At 39.7% G+C, this 16,929-nt stretch carries 13 protein-coding genes; 12 read left to right on the top strand and 1 reads right to left on the bottom strand.

The features are described from left to right. Nucleotide 1: 1 nt before the first annotated feature. The 10 genes from PYW42_RS07425 (at nucleotide 2) to PYW42_RS07380 (ending at nucleotide 11,499) form a co-directional block, all read left to right on the top strand. Nucleotides 2-928: an aspartate carbamoyltransferase catalytic subunit gene (locus PYW42_RS07425; RefSeq protein WP_002357411.1), complete on the top strand. Its 927-nt coding sequence runs from the start codon at nucleotides 2-4 to the stop codon at nucleotides 926-928. Between the two features lie 8 nt (nucleotides 929-936). Further along, a complete protein-coding gene (locus PYW42_RS07420; protein ID WP_002364044.1) occupies nucleotides 937-2,220 on the top strand; it encodes a dihydroorotase in 1,284 nt (427 codons plus the stop codon). 2 nt (nucleotides 2,221-2,222) lie between these two features. Further along, nucleotides 2,223-3,302, top strand: coding sequence for a carbamoyl phosphate synthase small subunit (locus tag PYW42_RS07415; RefSeq protein ID WP_002364043.1), 1,080 nt, complete (start codon nucleotides 2,223-2,225; stop codon nucleotides 3,300-3,302). Continuing rightward, a complete protein-coding gene (carB, locus tag PYW42_RS07410; RefSeq protein WP_002389195.1) occupies nucleotides 3,302-6,484 on the top strand; it encodes a carbamoyl-phosphate synthase large subunit in 3,183 nt (1,060 codons plus the stop codon). Before PYW42_RS07415 ends, carB begins: the two co-directional genes overlap by 1 nt. A 107-nt stretch (nucleotides 6,485-6,591) precedes the next feature. Next, entirely contained in the window at nucleotides 6,592-7,383 is a 792-nt protein-coding gene (locus PYW42_RS07405; protein WP_002364040.1) for a dihydroorotate dehydrogenase electron transfer subunit, read from the top strand. Beyond that, the gene (locus PYW42_RS07400; protein WP_002364039.1) at nucleotides 7,380-8,318 is read left to right on the top strand and encodes a dihydroorotate dehydrogenase; all 939 of its coding nucleotides are present in this window, start codon (nucleotides 7,380-7,382) and stop codon (nucleotides 8,316-8,318) included. The genes PYW42_RS07405 and PYW42_RS07400 overlap by 4 nt, the downstream gene beginning before the upstream one ends. After that, on the top strand, nucleotides 8,308-9,021 hold the full coding sequence (pyrF, locus tag PYW42_RS07395; protein WP_002357417.1) for an orotidine-5'-phosphate decarboxylase: 714 nt from the start codon (nucleotides 8,308-8,310) through the stop codon (nucleotides 9,019-9,021). Before PYW42_RS07400 ends, pyrF begins: the two co-directional genes overlap by 11 nt. A gap of 1 nt (nucleotide 9,022) precedes the next feature. Further along, nucleotides 9,023-9,655: an orotate phosphoribosyltransferase gene (gene pyrE / locus PYW42_RS07390; protein ID WP_002357418.1), complete on the top strand. Its 633-nt coding sequence runs from the start codon at nucleotides 9,023-9,025 to the stop codon at nucleotides 9,653-9,655. A gap of 182 nt (nucleotides 9,656-9,837) precedes the next feature. Then, nucleotides 9,838-10,551, top strand: coding sequence for a carbonic anhydrase (locus PYW42_RS07385; RefSeq protein WP_002382382.1), 714 nt, complete (start codon nucleotides 9,838-9,840; stop codon nucleotides 10,549-10,551). An 18-nt stretch (nucleotides 10,552-10,569) separates the two neighbouring features. Then, the gene (locus PYW42_RS07380) at nucleotides 10,570-11,499 is read left to right on the top strand and encodes a LysR family transcriptional regulator (RefSeq protein ID WP_002361904.1); all 930 of its coding nucleotides are present in this window, start codon (nucleotides 10,570-10,572) and stop codon (nucleotides 11,497-11,499) included. Between the two features lie 188 nt (nucleotides 11,500-11,687). On the opposite strand, the gene PYW42_RS07375 is transcribed toward PYW42_RS07380, so the two are convergent. Then, nucleotides 11,688-12,734 (bottom strand): GntR family transcriptional regulator, encoded by a 1,047-nt coding sequence (locus PYW42_RS07375; RefSeq protein ID WP_002360181.1) that lies wholly within the window; start codon nucleotides 12,732-12,734, stop codon nucleotides 11,688-11,690. A gap of 156 nt (nucleotides 12,735-12,890) precedes the next feature. Here PYW42_RS07375 and PYW42_RS07370 point away from each other — a divergent pair, with 156 nt between their 5' ends. Both PYW42_RS07370 and PYW42_RS07365 read left to right on the top strand, forming a co-directional pair. Then, nucleotides 12,891-14,180 (top strand): glycoside hydrolase family 125 protein, encoded by a 1,290-nt coding sequence (locus PYW42_RS07370; RefSeq protein WP_002364038.1) that lies wholly within the window; start codon nucleotides 12,891-12,893, stop codon nucleotides 14,178-14,180. An 11-nt stretch (nucleotides 14,181-14,191) separates the two neighbouring features. Beyond that, the gene (locus PYW42_RS07365) at nucleotides 14,192-16,882 is read left to right on the top strand and encodes an alpha-mannosidase (RefSeq protein WP_002384461.1); all 2,691 of its coding nucleotides are present in this window, start codon (nucleotides 14,192-14,194) and stop codon (nucleotides 16,880-16,882) included. The last annotated feature ends 47 nt before the right edge of the window (nucleotides 16,883-16,929 follow it).

Here is a 16,929-nt window from a genome sequence, read left to right as displayed (position 1 = left end):
AATGATTATTACATCTGAACGAATTAGTTTAAAACATCTTTTAACTGCAGAGGCTTTAACCGACCGTGAAGTCATGGGGTTAATCCGTCGCGCAGGAGAATTTAAACAGGGGGCAAAATGGCACCCAGAAGAACGTCAATATTTTGCAACAAACTTGTTTTTTGAAAATAGTACTCGAACACATAAAAGTTTTGAGGTAGCTGAGAAAAAATTAGGCTTAGAAGTGATTGAGTTTGAAGCAAGTAGAAGTTCTGTTCAAAAAGGAGAAACGTTATACGACACAGTACTAACGATGTCGGCAATTGGTGTAGATGTAGCAGTCATTCGTCATGGTAAAGAAAATTATTACGATGAATTGATTCAAAGTAAAACGATTCAATGTTCTATTATTAACGGTGGGGACGGGAGTGGACAACACCCTACACAATGTTTATTGGATCTGATGACTATTTATGAAGAATTTGGTGGATTTGAAGGCTTGAAAGTGGCGATTGTGGGAGATATTACACATTCTCGCGTTGCTAAATCAAATATGCAGTTATTAAACCGTTTAGGCGCTGAAATTTATTTTTCAGGTCCAGAAGAGTGGTACGATCATCAGTTTGATGTCTATGGACAATATGTGCCATTAGATGAAATTGTTGAAAAAGTCGATGTGATGATGTTGCTTCGCGTGCAGCACGAACGTCATGATGGTAAGGAAAGTTTTTCAAAAGAAGGCTATCATTTGGAATATGGTTTAACCAACGAACGGGCAACTCGTTTACAGAAACACGCAATTATTATGCATCCAGCGCCAGTCAATCGGGATGTTGAACTGGCAGATGAATTAGTGGAAAGTCTGCAATCAAGAATCGTCGCGCAAATGAGTAACGGAGTCTTTATGCGCATGGCAATTTTGGAAGCAATTTTACATGGAAAGGCCTAGGTGGAGAAATGAAGACGTTAATTAAGAATGGAAAAATCATCAAAAAAGAGAATCAATTGATTGAGGCAGCACTTTGGCTAGAAAATGGTGTGATTCACGCAATCGGAGAATCGTTTGACGAAGCAGATTTTGAGCAAGTGTTTGATGCGAAAGGGCAACTAATCACGCCAGGCTTGGTGGATGTGCATGTTCACTTTAGAGAACCAGGCTTTACGTATAAAGAAACGATTAAAACGGGTAGTAAAGCTGCTGCTCGCGGTGGTTTTACTACGGTTTGCGCAATGCCCAATTTGAATCCAGTACCAGATACGGCTGAAAAATTAAGTGAGGTTTACGACTTAATTCAAAAAGATGCAGTCGTGAAAGTTTTACAATATGCCCCCATTACAGAAGAGCTACGGAGTGAAGTTTTAACCAATCAGAAGGCCTTAAAAGAAGCGGGCGCCTTTGCATTTACGAATGATGGTGTTGGTGTCCAAACGGCAGGAACGATGTACTTAGCCATGAAAGAAGCGGCTGCATTAAATATGGCACTTGTTGCGCACACGGAAGATGAATCTTTATTATTTGGTGGTGTGATGCATGAAGGAGAAGTTTCTAAGAAATTAGGCCTACCAGGGATTTTAAGTGCAACGGAAGCTTCACAAATTGCTCGGGATATTACTTTAGCGAAAGAAACAGGCGTTCATTATCATGTTTGTCATGTTTCAACAGAAGAAAGCGTGCGCGTTATTCGGGATGCTAAAAAAGCAGGGATTCACGTAACAGCCGAAGTTTCGCCACACCATTTAATTTTAGTCGATGAGGATATTCCTGGTGACGAAGGGTTTTGGAAAATGAACCCACCATTACGTGGTTTAGCAGATCGACAAGCATTGATTGACGGCTTGTTAGATGGCACGATTGACTGTATTGCTACCGACCATGCGCCCCATGGTTTAGAAGAAAAACAACAATCATTTTTAAACGCACCTTTTGGTATTGTCGGTAGTGAAACGGCCTTCCAATTGATTTATACGAACTTTGTCGAAACAGGCATTTTCACATTAGAACAAGTGATTGATTGGATGGCAGTGAAACCGGCAGAAATTTTTGGATTAAACGCAGGAACACTAACAATTGGTGCACCAGCAGATATTGCAGTTTTTGACTTAGCAACAGCTGCACCAATTGATGCAGAAGCATTTGAATCAATGGCTGTCAATACACCATTTACAGGGTGGACAGTCAAAGGAAAGACACTTATGACATTTGTTGACGGAGCATTAGCTTGGTCGGAGGAGGCGCAGTAGGTTTGAAAAGGTTATTGATTTTAGAAGACGGAACAGTATTTGAAGGAAAAGCGTTTGGTGCAGAAGGCAATGTAGTAGGAGAAGTTGTTTTTACTACTGGCATGACAGGTTACCAAGAAGCAATTACTGACCAAAGTTTTAATGGACAAATGATTACTTTTACGTATCCATTAGTTGGAAATTACGGAGTCAACCGAGATGATTATGAATCCATTGCCCCAACCTGTAAAGGTGTCATTGTTAAAGAGCATGCGCGGGTTGCTTCAAATTGGCGTCAACAAATGACCTTGGATGAATTTTTAAAGCGCAAAGGGATTCCGGGAATTTCAGGAATTGATACGCGTGCGCTGACTCGTAAGTTACGATCAGCTGGAACAATGAAAGGGAGCATCATTGATGCCGTGGATGATTTGCCGCATGCGTTTGATCAATTAAAAGCGACAGTCATGCCGAAAAATCAAGTGGCACAAGTGTCTACCACTAAGCCTTATCCAAGTCCAGGTATTGGGCGTAATGTAGTCGTCGTTGATTTTGGGTTGAAACATAGTATTTTGCGAGAATTATCAAAACGGCAATGCAACTTAACCGTGTTGCCTTATAATACAACGGCCGAAGAGATTTTAGAATTAAGTCCCGATGGTGTCATGTTGACAAATGGGCCTGGAGATCCCAAAGATGTGCCTGAAGCTATTGAAATGATTCAAGAAATTCAAGGAAAAGTTCCAATTTTCGGCATCTGCTTAGGTCATCAGTTATTTTCATTAGCAAATGGTGCGGATACGTATAAGATGAAGTTTGGACATCGCGGTTTGAATCATCCTGTACGAGAAATTGCAACAGGACGCATTGATTTCACTTCACAAAATCACGGATATGCCGTGGATGAAGCAACAATTGATCCAGAAAAATTACTTGTGACCCACGTGGAAGTCAATGATGGAACGGTTGAAGGCGTGCGTCATCGAGATTATCCAGCTTTTACTGTGCAATATCACCCAGATGCGGCTCCAGGACCGCACGATGGTCTTCATTTATTTGACGAATTTATGGAATTAATGGATGCATGGAAGGAGCAAAACTAATGCCAAAACGAACGGACATCAAGAAAATCATGGTGATTGGTTCAGGACCAATCATTATTGGACAAGCAGCAGAATTTGACTATGCAGGCACACAAGCCTGTTTAGCGCTAAAAGAAGAAGGGTATGAAGTTGTCTTAGTAAACTCAAATCCAGCGACTATTATGACCGATAAGGAAATCGCGGATCATGTTTATATCGAACCGATTACTTTAGAATTTGTTTCAAGAATTTTGCGAAAAGAACGTCCTGATGCTCTTCTACCAACATTAGGTGGTCAAACTGGATTAAATATGGCGATGGAATTATCGGAATCAGGAATTTTAGATGAGCTAAATGTAGAATTGCTAGGAACAAAGCTCAGTGCGATTGACCAAGCGGAAGACCGTGATTTATTTAAACAATTGATGGAAGAATTAGAACAACCGATTCCAGAAAGTGAAATTGTCAATACGGTGGAACAAGCCGTGGCTTTTGCCAAACGAATTGGCTATCCAATTATCGTTCGTCCCGCATTTACTTTAGGTGGAACAGGCGGCGGCATGTGTGATACGGAAGAAGAACTCCGTCAGATTGCCGAAAACGGTCTGAAATTATCACCAGTTACACAATGTTTAATTGAAAAAAGTATTGCTGGTTTTAAAGAAATTGAATATGAAGTGATGCGTGATTCGGCCGATAATGCGATTGTGGTTTGTAACATGGAAAACTTTGATCCTGTCGGTATTCACACTGGGGATTCGATTGTTTTTGCTCCGAGTCAAACCTTATCAGATTATGAATACCAAATGTTGCGAGATGCGTCTTTGAAAATTATTCGTGCATTAAAAATTGAAGGTGGCTGTAATGTTCAATTAGCTTTGGACCCGCATAGCTTTAATTATTATGTGATTGAAGTGAATCCTCGTGTTTCTCGCTCATCTGCACTTGCTAGTAAAGCCACAGGGTATCCAATTGCGAAGTTAGCCGCAAAAATTGCTGTTGGTTTAACATTAGATGAAATGAAAAATCCAGTTACTGGAACCACTTATGCCGAATTTGAACCGGCTTTGGACTATGTTGTTTCCAAAATTCCTCGTTGGCCTTTTGACAAATTTGAAAAAGGTGCTCGAGAACTAGGAACGCAAATGAAAGCAACCGGGGAAGTCATGGCAATTGGCCGCAATATTGAAGAATCCTTATTAAAAGCAGTTCGTTCTTTAGAAATTGGTGCTTATCACAACGAGTTAGCAGAACTAAGTCATGTCAGTGATTTAGAATTAACGAAGAAAATGGTCCATGCGCAAGATGATCGATTGTTCTACTTATCAGAAGCCATTCGTAGAGGATATAGCATCGAAGAATTACAAAGTTTAACGAAAATTGATTTATTCTTCTTGGATAAACTTTTACACATTATCGAAATTGAAACGACCCTTGAAAGTCACGTGGACAACGTAGCTATCTTGAAAGAAGCCAAACAAAATGGCTTTTCTGATCGGAAAATCGCAGCACTTTGGGGACAAACAGAACAAGCCATCGCTGACTTCCGCAGAGCCAATCAAATTGTGCCCGTCTATAAAATGGTGGATACGTGTGCTGCAGAGTTTGAATCACACACGCCTTATTTTTATAGCACGTATGAAGTGGAAAACGAAAGCAATGTTTCGAAAAAGCCTTCTGTACTAGTATTAGGTTCTGGTCCCATTCGCATTGGTCAAGGGGTCGAGTTTGATTATGCAACGGTTCATTCTGTCAAAGCGATCCAAGCGGCTGGTTATGAGGCAATTATTATGAATAGTAATCCTGAAACAGTTTCAACAGATTTCTCTGTTTCTGATAAATTATACTTTGAGCCATTAACTTTAGAAGACGTCATGAATGTGATTGATTTAGAAAATCCGATTGGCGTGATCGTCCAATTTGGTGGACAAACAGCGATTAATTTAGCTGAGCCGCTCACAAAACAAGGCGTTAAAATTCTTGGAACAACGATTGAAGATTTAGATCGTGCGGAAAATCGTGATTTATTTGAACAAGCTTTGCAAGAGTTAGCGATTCCTCAACCACCAGGAGATACAGCCACAAGTGCAGAAGAAGCAGTCGTGATTGCTGATCGTATCGGCTATCCCGTTTTAGTGCGTCCAAGTTATGTTTTAGGTGGTCGTGCAATGGAAATTGTCGAAAATCAAAAGGATTTGGAAGATTATATGCGACATGCAGTCAAAGCTTCTCCAGAACATCCTGTCTTAGTTGATAGCTATTTATTGGGACAAGAATGTGAAGTTGATGCCATTTGTGATGGTGAAACAGTACTAATTCCAGGGATTATGGAACATATTGAACGAGCTGGCGTGCATTCTGGCGATTCAATGGCGGTTTATCCACCGCAGTATCTTTCTCAAGAAATTCAAGCAACGATTGCCGATTATACAAAAAAACTGGCACTTGGTTTAAACTGTGTAGGTATGATGAATATTCAATTTGTTATTCATGAAAATCGTGTTTATGTGATTGAAGTGAATCCTCGTGCGAGTCGAACAGTTCCTTTCTTAAGTAAAATCACAGGGATTCCGATGGCCCAAGTTGCTACAAAAGCGATTCTTGGTGAGAAACTGACTGACCTAGGATATCAAGATGGATTATATCCTGAAAGTAAACAAGTTCATGTGAAAGCCCCTGTATTCTCCTTTACGAAACTACAAAAAGTAGATACGTACTTAGGGCCTGAAATGAAATCAACTGGGGAAGTGATGGGTAGTGATTATTATTTAGAAAAAGCCTTGTATAAAGCCTTTGAAGCATCTGGCTTGCATTTGCCAAGTTATGGGGCTGTACTTTTCACCATTGCTGATGAAACAAAAGAAGAGGCGTTAGAAATTGCTAAGCGTTTTTCAGCAATTGGCTATAGTTTAGTCGCAACGGAAGGAACCGCTGACTTTTTAGCGAAGCATCAGTTGCCTGTTAAGAAAGTGACGAAAATTTCTAATCCTGAAGGGGAAACCGTGCTGGATGTCATTCGCAATGGGAATGCACAAGTGGTAATCAATACCATGGATAAAAATCGTTCCAGTGCCAACCAAGATGGGTTTTCAATCCGTCGGGAAGCAGTCGAACATGGGATTCCATTGTTTACCTCACTTGACACAGCAAATGCGATTTTAAAAGTTTTAGAATCAAGAGCCTTTACGACAGAAGCCATTTAAGCAAAAATCTGGAACAATCGTCTGAGGAGGACTGTTCCAGATTCTTTTACGAAGAAATAGAAAATCATTTATAGGGGAATCAGAGAATAAAGGAGTGAAGGATACTGATGCAGAGAAAGCAAGAAATGATGACCATTGTAGCTCAAAAACAGTTAGCGCCACGGATTTATCAGTTAGACTTACAAGGCGAGTTAGTGAAAGAGATGACACGACCTGGACAGTTTGTGCATATCAAGGTTCCGCGTGCAGATTTACTTTTGCGGCGACCGATTAGCATCAACCAAATTGATCATTCGAACGAAACCTGTCGTTTGATTTATCGAGTCGAAGGCGCTGGAACGGAAGTGTTTGCCACCATGAAGGCTGGTGAACAATTAGATATTTTAGGTCCTTTAGGAAACGGCTTTGATATAACTACCGTAGCAGCTGGTCAAACTGCTTTTATCGTTGGCGGAGGAATCGGGATTCCCCCATTGTATGAATTATCAAAGCAACTCAATGAAAAAGGCGTGAAAGTGATTCATTTTCTTGGTTATGCATCAAAAGAGGCTGCTTATTACCAACAAGAATTTATGGCATTAGGAGAAACACATTTTGCCACAGATGATGGCTCGTTTGGCGCTCATGGCAACGTGGGCCGTTTATTGTCAGAAGCGTTAGCAAAAGGACGGATCCCTGATGCAGTTTATGCTTGTGGTGCGAATGGTATGTTAAAAGCAATTGATTCTTTATTTCCAACACATCCACACGTTTACCTTTCTTTAGAAGAACGGATGGCCTGTGGAATTGGGGCTTGCTATGCCTGCGTTTGCCATAAAAAAGGAGACACTACTGGAGCAAAAAGTGTCAAGGTCTGTGATGAAGGTCCGATTTTTAAAGCAAGTGAGGTTATCTTATGATGAAAAATCCTTTAGCTGTTTCAATTCCAGGTTTAACATTAAAAAATCCAATTATTCCCGCCAGTGGTTGCTTTGGGTTCGGGGAAGAATATGCTAACTATTATGACCTTGATCAATTAGGTTCAATTATGATTAAGGCGACAACGCCCCAAGCACGATATGGAAATCCCACACCACGTGTAGCTGAAACACCCAGTGGTATGCTAAATGCCATTGGATTGCAGAATCCAGGCTTAGACGTGGTTATGCAAGAAAAATTACCAAAATTAGAAAAATACCCTAACTTACCGATTATCGCAAATGTTGCAGGTGCTTGCGAAGAGGACTATGTGGCTGTTTGCGCAAAAATTGGGCAAGCGCCTAACGTCAAGGCAATTGAACTGAATATTTCCTGTCCTAATGTGAAACATGGCGGCATAGCTTTTGGTACAGATCCAGACATTGCTTTTCAATTAACACAAGCAGTCAAAAAAGTCGCCTCTGTTCCGATTTATGTTAAACTATCACCAAACGTAACGGACATTGTGCCGATCGCCCAAGCAATTGAAGCAGGGGGCGCAGACGGTTTTTCTATGATTAATACATTGCTAGGGATGCGCATTGATTTAAAAACGAGAAAACCTATTTTAGCCAATCAAACTGGTGGACTATCTGGACCAGCCATTAAACCTGTTGCTATTCGCTTAATCCGACAAGTCGCCAGTGTTTCTCAGTTGCCAATTATTGGAATGGGCGGTGTTCAAACAGTGGACGATGTCTTGGAAATGTTCATGGCAGGTGCTAGCGCTGTCGGGGTTGGTACGGCCAACTTTACAGATCCATACATTTGTCCGAAGTTGATTGACGGATTACCTAAGCGAATGGAAGAGTTAGGCATTGAATCGTTGGAACAATTAATTAAAGAAGTGAGAGAGGGGCAGCAAAATGCACGATAGACCAATTATTGCGTTAGATTTTCCCACGCAAAAAGAAGTGGCTGTTTTTTTAGAAAAATTTCCTAAGGAAGAAGCCTTGTTTGTTAAAGTGGGGATGGAACTTTTTTACGCAGAAGGACCAGCGATTGTTCGCTGGCTTAAAGAACAAGGACACGATGTTTTCTTGGATTTAAAATTACATGATATTCCGAATACTGTGGAAAAAGCTATGACAAATTTAGCAAAATTAGGCGTTGCCATTACCAATGTCCATGCAGCAGGGGGCGTTCGAATGATGCAAGCAGCTAAGGAAGGTCTAATCAAAGGGACTCAGCCAGGCGCTAAGGTTCCTGAGTTAATTGCTGTAACCCAGTTGACTTCTACTAGTGAAGAAGAGATGCACCATGATCAATTAATCAACGTTCCTTTAGAGACAAGTGTCATTCATTATGCTAAATGTGCGGAAAAAGCGGGTCTGGATGGCGTGGTTTGTTCAGCATTAGAAGCACGTGGTATTCAAGAAGCAACCAAGCAAACGTTTATTTGCTTAACACCTGGTATTCGTCCAGCAGGAAGTGCAGTAGGTGACCAACAACGGGTCGTTACGCCGCAACATGCTCGCGAAATCGGGTCCACATATATCGTTGTTGGCCGACCTATTACCCAAGCAGAAAATCCTTATGAAGCCTATCAAGAAATCAAAAAAGACTGGAGCGGAAAGTAACATGACAAAAGTAGCAAAAAAGATTGCCAAAGATTTATTAGATATTGAAGCGGTATTTTTAAACCCTAATGAGCCTTTTACTTGGGCTAGTGGCATAAAAAGCCCGATTTATTGTGATAACCGTATCACGATGAGTTATCCTGCTGTGCGTAAAGAAATTGCAGAAGGCTTAGCGGCAAAAATTAAAGAGACTTTCCCAGAAGTCGAAGTGATTGCTGGGACAGCTACCGCAGGGATTCCACATGCGGCATGGGTAGCCGATATTTTAGGATTACCAATGGTTTATATCCGCAGTAAAGCCAAAGATCACGGCAAAGGGAATCAAATTGAAGGCCGAATTTCTGAAGGACAAAAAATGGTAGTTATCGAGGATTTAATTTCAACAGGCGGTAGCGTGTTAGAAGCGGCAGAAGCGGCGGAACGTGAAGGAGCAACGGTTTTAGGTGTTGCGGCAATCTTCACTTATGAGTTACCCAAAGGAACGGCAAATTTTGCAGATAAACAGATGACGTTACTAACGTTAACCAATTATTCAACTTTAATTGATGCTGCATTAGAAGCAAATTATATCGAAGAAAAAGATGTTACCTTATTACAAGAATGGAAAAAAGATCCTGAAAACTGGGGCAAATAACCGTTGAACTAAAGACGGTTATTGTCGTCTGATTTTTAGTGTCATTTTCAGTAACCAGATTTAACGGTAGGAGAACTTAGGTCATTTGCCGAGGAGCGTAATGATCTAAGTTCTTTTGTTTGACGTAGAAAAGATGTTAGGATAGAGTTTTAACATGAGTTTTACCTGATTACTATGTGGAAATGAAGGAAGAGTGTATGAAAAAAATAAAAAATATGGACGTTGAATGGAGCTATACAGGCAACGATGGACCAGAACATTGGCATACGCTATGTGACTGGTTTGCAGAAGGTGCTAAGTTTGCTTATCAATCGCCAATTGCTTTAGAAAAAGAAAGTGCTGAGACAGTAAATTCTCAGATTACGTTTCATTATAAAAAAGAAGAATTCACTGAAAAGGAATTCAAAAATACGTTTCATTTTGTACCACCAAATACGGAAAGTTACGTAATGTTTGAAAATGTTGCGTATCATTTAACCGATATCCATTTTCATATGCCTAGCGAACATTTGCTGTCGGGAAAGCAGTATCCGCTAGAATTCCATTTGGTTCATATGAATGATGCTGGCGAAAATTTAGTTGTCGGTTGCCTGTTTACCATCACAGAGGAAGAAAATCGTTTTTCAGAAGCGAATCATCCGATGGACTGGGAAAACGGCACGCACCAACAATGGTTTAATCCGTCAATCTTTTTACCAGAGGAGCGTCTACACTACCATTATGTAGGCTCGTTAACAACACCGCCAACTAAGGGTCCAGTGAAATGGTTTGTATTTGATACCATTCAAAAAATGGATCAAGCCTTTTTAAATAAGATCAAGGAAGGTATGTTGGCCTTTAACAATCGGCCCCTTCAGCCGTTGAATGGGCGTAAGATTTATTTTTCAAATGATTAGTGTGTGGAGGAAAAAGGGTTGAATATTCAACAAATGAAGTATGTTGCTGCCATAGCTAACAATGGGAGTTTTCGGGAAGCAGCCAAAAAACTATTTATTACACAACCTAGCTTGTCAAATAGTATTCGGGAATTAGAAGAAGAACTAGGGATTTCCCTCTTTTTACGTACCAATAAGGGTGCTTTTTTAACAGAAGAAGGAATGGTTTTTTTAGAACAAGCAGAGAAAGTTTTAGTTCAAATGGAGTTATTGGAAAATCGCTATCGTGAGACAGTGACCAGCGAACGATTCTCCATCTCTTCGCAACATTACGATTTTTTAGGTGAAGTAATTGCCAAAGTTCTTAAAAAGTATGGGGATCAATATAAAGATTTTCGTGTCTTTGAAACCACAACCTTAAAAGTAATTGAAGACGTCAAAGGATTTCACAGTGAGTTGGGGATTATTTATTTAAATGAACAAAATAGTGTCAGTATTGAACGGTATTTAGAACAAGCTAATCTAGCCTACGAGGTAATTAGTACTTTTAATACACACATTTTTTTAGGAAATCATCATCCTTTAGCCAAGCAAAAAGAAATTCATTTAGAGGAATTAGTTCCCTATCCACAAGTTCGCTTTAATCAAGAAGGAAGCAATTTTTCCTATTTTTCTGAAGATTTAGTTGAAATTCCTGAACAGGAATCGGTCATTCATACTACGGATCGTGGAACTTTAATGAATTTGTTGGTAGAAACCAATGCTTATGCTTCTGGTTCAGGTGTCGTAACGGGTTTTACGAAGAAAGAAATTCGGTTAGTACCATTGGCGCCAGCCTTGGAAAATCGTATTTGTTTACTCTTTCCCAAAAATCGGGAAATCAGTCCGATTGGTCGCTACTTTATCAAAGAACTAAAAGCGTTGTTTAAAAAAGAGGTAGATACCAAAACGTTTAGCACTAAGGAATAAAAAGAAGAGGTCGGGATAGAAGTGTTTAACTCCGAGAAATAAGAAGGAATTTCCGAAAATTGTTCTTTAATTTTTGGAGAATTTCGGCTTATTTCCGAAGGAGTTGCTTCTGTTCCCGCCGTTTATTAGTTTTTGAGCGTGGAGCAAAAATCCAAAGTGATTTTTGTCCCACGCTCTTCTTTTTTGGCTCATTTTGAAACAGTAGAAATGGTTTCTCTTTCAATTAATGTGACAGGTACTTGAATGTCTTCTATGATTTGAATGTCTTGTTGCATCGTTTGTAATAACACTTCACCAGCTAGTTTTCCCATTTCTTTAAAGTCTTGCGCCATGGTTGTTAATGGCGGTTCGACAAATGCTGCTGCTTGAATATCGTCAAAACCAATAATCGATAATTCTTCAGGCACATGAATACCTAGGTTTTTACAGTTTCGTAAACAATGTAACGCGCTGAAGTCATTATCGCAGACCACGGCTGTGAGTTGGTGCGCCTCAAAATACTGTTTAAAGTTGTGTTCATCTAAGAGATTGGTTTCCGTGATTGCTGTATGGAACGCCAGATTGGCTTCTTTTAAAGCTTGGAGATAACCTAAATAACGTTGCCGAACGGATTGTAGGGCCGGACTTCCTGAAAGGATATATCCAATTTTTGTATGTCCTAAGCCAATTAAGCGTTCGGTTGCTGTTTTACCACCAGCAAAGTTGTCTGATTGAATGGTTGCAAAAGGTAAATCATGGATCTTTTTATCCAAGACAACGACTGGAAAATTCATCAAAGCCAACTCAAACAATAAGTCGAGGTAGTCATTACTAGTAGCAGCATAATAGACAAGCCCGGCAAACTCATTCACAATGTCCGCAGCATTTTTCTCTCTCAAAAAATTAGGCGAGGTCATAAAGACTTCTAAACCAGCTGCTTGAATAGTAGGGGCCAAACCGCTATAGAAATTTCCTACTGATAAATCGTCTGCAAAAGGCAATAAAAAAAGAACTTTATTTAAAGAGGTATGAAGAGGATGCTTTGGTGCTTGAACAAAACTTCCTTTTCCTTGGTGACGTTGGATTACGCCTTGCGTTTCCAACTCAGTTAGCGCTCGTTTGGACGTAATTCTACTGACGTTAAACTGAGCCGATAATTCTTTTTCGGTAGGCACTTGCGCTCCAACAGGCAATCGCCCTGAATCAATTTCATTTTGTAAATAATCAATAATTTGTTGATATAATGGCTGCTTCATTCATTTCACCTCACAATAAGATATATCTTATTTATAGTTTACCATAAATTAATTGGTTTTAAAATGAAAAAAATGATTGAAATCACTAGACAAAGTGAAATGTAAACGCTATAATTCAATTGTGAAATGATATATCAAATTTAAGAGGTGACGAGAATGGTTTATACAGAAGTTCCAAAATCCGTAGCAACATTTATGGAGACAATTACAGAAAAATGCGGTGAAGCACATCAAGATTGGGCAAAAAACTTTCAGGCGGCCTTTGCCAATACTTTACTAACAACAGTGAAACGTCAAGAAGATGGTACTACCTTTTTATTAACAGGCGATATTCCAGCAATGTGGTTGAGAGACTCAACAGCACAAGTTCGTCCCTATTTAGTGATTGCGAAAGAAGACGAAGACCTTGCTCAAATGATTGCTGGGTTGGTTAAGCGTCAGTTTCGTTATATTTGCATTGATCCATATGCCAATGCGTTTAATGAAACAGATAATCATGCAGGCCATCAAACTGATAAGACCGAAATGAATGGCTGGATTTGGGAACGGAAATATGAAATTGATTCATTATGTTACCCGGTCCAATTAGCCTATTTACTTTATAAAAATACTGGGATGACCGAACAATTTAATTCAGATTTTGTGGAAGGCGTCAAAAAAATTCTCAACGTTTTTACAACAGAACAAGATCACGCACAGTCACCTTATTTATTTGAACGAGATACGTGGCGTCAAGAAGATACGTTGGTTGAAGCAGGGAAAGGAATACCAGTTGGCAAAACAGGGATGACATGGTCAGGCTTCCGTCCTAGTGATGATGCCTGCCAATATGGTTACTTAGTTCCTTCTAACATGTTTGCAGTCGTAATTTTAGGCTATATTCAAGAAATTTTCTCTGATGTTTTAGAAGATGCTACGATTGTGGCGATTGCTAAAAAATTACAAGAAGAGATTGAAGAAGGCATCCAAACATTTGGACGAACAAAAAATCAAAATAACGAAACGATTTATGCGTATGAAGTGGATGGCTTAGGCAATGCAAGCGTGATGGATGACAGTAATGTTCCCAATTTAGTAGCAGCCCCTTATCTGGGTTATTGTTCAACAGAGGATGAACAATATTTAACAACCCGTCAAACCTTATTAAGTAAAGAAAATCCTTACTTCTATGAAGGTAAATACGCGAAAGGGATTGGTAGCTCGCATACACCAGAAAATTACGTGTGGCCGATTGCTTTAGCAATGGAAGGAATGACAACCAAAGATAAAGCAGAAAAAGAACGGATTTTAGATTTATTAGTTGCCACAGATGCGGGGACTCATTTGATGCATGAAGGTTTTGACGTAGATAATCCTGAAAATTATACAAGAGAATGGTTTTCATGGGCTAATATGATGTTTTGTGAATTAGTTATGGATTATTTTGACATCCGAGTGGAAAAATAGGAGGAAAAGTGATGACAAAGAAAAAAGTCTATATTGTTTCCCATAGTCATTGGGATCGTGAATGGTATCTTCCTTATGAAGAACATCATATGCGCTTAATTGAATTAGTGGATAATGTATTAGATTTAATTGAAAATGATCCAGAGTTTAACAGTTTCCATTTAGATGGACAAACGATTATCTTAGACGACTATTTACAAGTTCGCCCAGAGAAAAAAGAAGCCGTGAAAAAAGCTGTCCAAGCAGGCAAACTAAAAATCGGACCATTTTATATTTTACAAGATGACTTTTTAATTAGCTCTGAATCCAATGTTCGAAACATGCTGATTGGGCATTTAGAAAGTCAAAAATGGGGAGCACCAGTTCAATTAGGTTACTTCCCGGATACATTTGGTAACATGGGTCAAACGCCTCAAATGATGCAATTAGCAAATCTGCCTGCGGCTGCCTTTGGACGCGGGGTGAAACCGATTGGCTTTGATAATCAAGTCTTAGAAAGCGACTATAGCTCACAATATTCTGAAATGTGGTGGGAAGGTCCAGACCAAACCAAAATTTTCGGCTTGCTTTTTGCAAACTGGTATAGTAACGGGAACGAAATTCCTTCAGAAAAAGAAGCGGCAATCGCTTTTTGGAAACAAAAATTGGCTGATGTGGAACGTTACGCTTCCACAAACCATTTATTAATGATGAATGGGGTCGACCACCAACCGGTACAAAGAGATATTACTAAGGCCATCGCTTTAGCCAATGAACTATTCCCAGAATATGAATTTATTCATTCCAATTTCGATGACTATTTGAAAGCTGTTCAAGAGGAGTTACCAGAAGATTTAGGAACAGTAACAGGCGAATTAACGAGTCAAGAAACGGACGGCTGGTACACATTAGCCAATACTTCTTCTGCTCGCGTCTATTTAAAACAGTGGAACACAAAAGTCCAACGCCAATTAGAAAATATCGCAGAACCTTTAGCAGCGATGGCTTACGAAGTAACTGGCGACTACCCACATGACCAATTTGATTATGCTTGGAAAACATTGCTTCAAAACCATCCGCACGATAGTATTTGTGGCTGTTCTGTCGACGAGGTTCACCGAGGCATGATGACTCGCTTTGAAAATGCCAATGATGTCGGGCATTTCTTAGCAGATGAAGCAACACGACAATTAACAGAAGCAATTGATACAAGTGTTTTCCCAGAAAAAGCGCACCCGTTTGTTTTATTTAATACTAGTGGCTATCAGAAAACGGAGGTTGTCACTGTGGAAGTGGAGATTGAACGATTGCCATTTTATACAGGAAAACCTGAAGATCTTTATCATGAATTAAAACAAAAAGCCACCCCAGATTATCAAGTGATTGATCCAACTGGAAAAGCCGTTGCAAGCCGTATTGTCAAAGAAGATGTTCGTTTTGGTTACGATTTACCTAAAGATGCTTTCCGTCAACCGTACATGGCTAAATACTTAACGGTCGAATTATCTGTCAAAGAAATGGCGCCATTCTCTTGGGATAGCTTTGCATTGATTCAAGGAAAAACGAAAGCTTTTGAAGGAAGTCTTTTGGCTCAACCAGCAACAAATGAAATGGAAAACGAATTTATTCAAGTGAAAATTGAAAACAATGGTAGCTTAACCATTGCTGACAAAAAAACAGGAGAAACATTTTCAAAATTGTTAACATTTGAAGATACTGGCGACATTGGGAATGAATATATCTTTTTCAAACCGACCGAAGACCAAGGAATTACAACCGAAAATGTAACGGCTGAAATTACGAATAAAGAAAATTCCCCTGTAAAAGCAAGTTATCAAATTAAACAAACCGTCATGTTACCAGTTTCAGCAGATGAACGATTAGAAGAAGAACAAAAGGCTGTTCGTGAGTTTAGAGAACGCCAAGCACAACGTTCAACGACGCTTCGCCCGTTCGAAATAACGACAGTGGTTACAATGATCAAAGAAAGTAACCAATTATTCTTTGAAACAACCATTAATAATCAAATCAAAGATCATCGTTTACGCGTGCTTTTCCCAACTGGCATGGTCACAGAAACACACGAAGCGGATAGTATTTATGAAGTCGTGACACGACCAAATCAAGTAAGCGACGCATGGGAAAATCCAACAAACCCGCAGCACCAACAAGCGTTTGTGAATGTTCATGACCAAAATAAAGGCGTGACTATCTTCAATGAAGGCTTAAATGAGTATGAAGTCTTGGCAGATGGAACCATTGCGGTCACATTAATTCGTTGTGTTGGCGAACTAGGTGATTGGGGCTATTTTGCGACACCAGAAGCACAATGCCAAGGAGAATATACCTTTAAATATGGTTTGTCATTGCATGGAAAACCAGAAGAACGCTTTGCTACGTATCAACAAGCCTATAGTGCACAAATTCCTTTTACTGCAGCTACTACTACGCGTCATGAAGGTAAACTAGCACCGAACCATGTCTATTTGACAACGGCAGAAGGACCAATTGGTTGGACAGCCGTTAAACGTCAAGAGCAAACAAATCATTTAGTCGTTCGTGGCTTTAATCTAACAGCGCAAAATATTCCTTGTGAACTTCACAAAGAGACACAACCAGCGACTTGTTTAACAAATGTATTAGAAGAACCGTTGACACCAGCGATAGAAGTTGATGCACCATTACGTCCGTTTGAAATTCGGACATGGCGTTTCGAAAAATAAATAAATAGGAGAACTTTGTTGAAAAGGACAAAGTTCTCCTATTTTCT

Origin of the sequence: Enterococcus faecalis, assembly GCF_029024925.1 — a bacterium.
In the GTDB taxonomy this organism is placed as follows: domain Bacteria; phylum Bacillota; class Bacilli; order Lactobacillales; family Enterococcaceae; genus Enterococcus; species Enterococcus faecalis.
The sequence above is the reverse complement of the archived record's forward strand: the minus strand, read 5'-3'. Positions and strand labels throughout refer to the sequence as shown.

Bases quoted from the DNA above. Each gene is read 5' to 3' on its own strand.
- PYW42_RS07405 (WP_002364040.1), top strand. From the start codon at position 6,592: ATGCAGAGAAAGCAAGAAATGATGACCATTGTAGCTCAAAAACAGTTA.
- PYW42_RS07375 (WP_002360181.1), bottom strand. From the start codon at position 12,734: ATGAAGCAGCCATTATATCAACAAATTATTGATTATTTACAAAATGAA.
- PYW42_RS07370 (WP_002364038.1), top strand. From the start codon at position 12,891: ATGGTTTATACAGAAGTTCCAAAATCCGTAGCAACATTTATGGAGACA.
- PYW42_RS07420 (WP_002364044.1), top strand. From the start codon at position 937: ATGAAGACGTTAATTAAGAATGGAAAAATCATCAAAAAAGAGAATCAA.
- PYW42_RS07365 (WP_002384461.1), top strand. From the start codon at position 14,192: ATGACAAAGAAAAAAGTCTATATTGTTTCCCATAGTCATTGGGATCGT.
- pyrF (WP_002357417.1), top strand. From the start codon at position 8,308: ATGCACGATAGACCAATTATTGCGTTAGATTTTCCCACGCAAAAAGAA.
- PYW42_RS07385 (WP_002382382.1), top strand. From the start codon at position 9,838: ATGAAGGAAGAGTGTATGAAAAAAATAAAAAATATGGACGTTGAATGG.
- carB (WP_002389195.1), top strand. From the start codon at position 3,302: ATGCCAAAACGAACGGACATCAAGAAAATCATGGTGATTGGTTCAGGA.
- pyrE (WP_002357418.1), top strand. From the start codon at position 9,023: ATGACAAAAGTAGCAAAAAAGATTGCCAAAGATTTATTAGATATTGAA.
- PYW42_RS07400 (WP_002364039.1), top strand. From the start codon at position 7,380: ATGATGAAAAATCCTTTAGCTGTTTCAATTCCAGGTTTAACATTAAAA.
- PYW42_RS07425 (WP_002357411.1), top strand. From the start codon at position 2: ATGATTATTACATCTGAACGAATTAGTTTAAAACATCTTTTAACTGCA.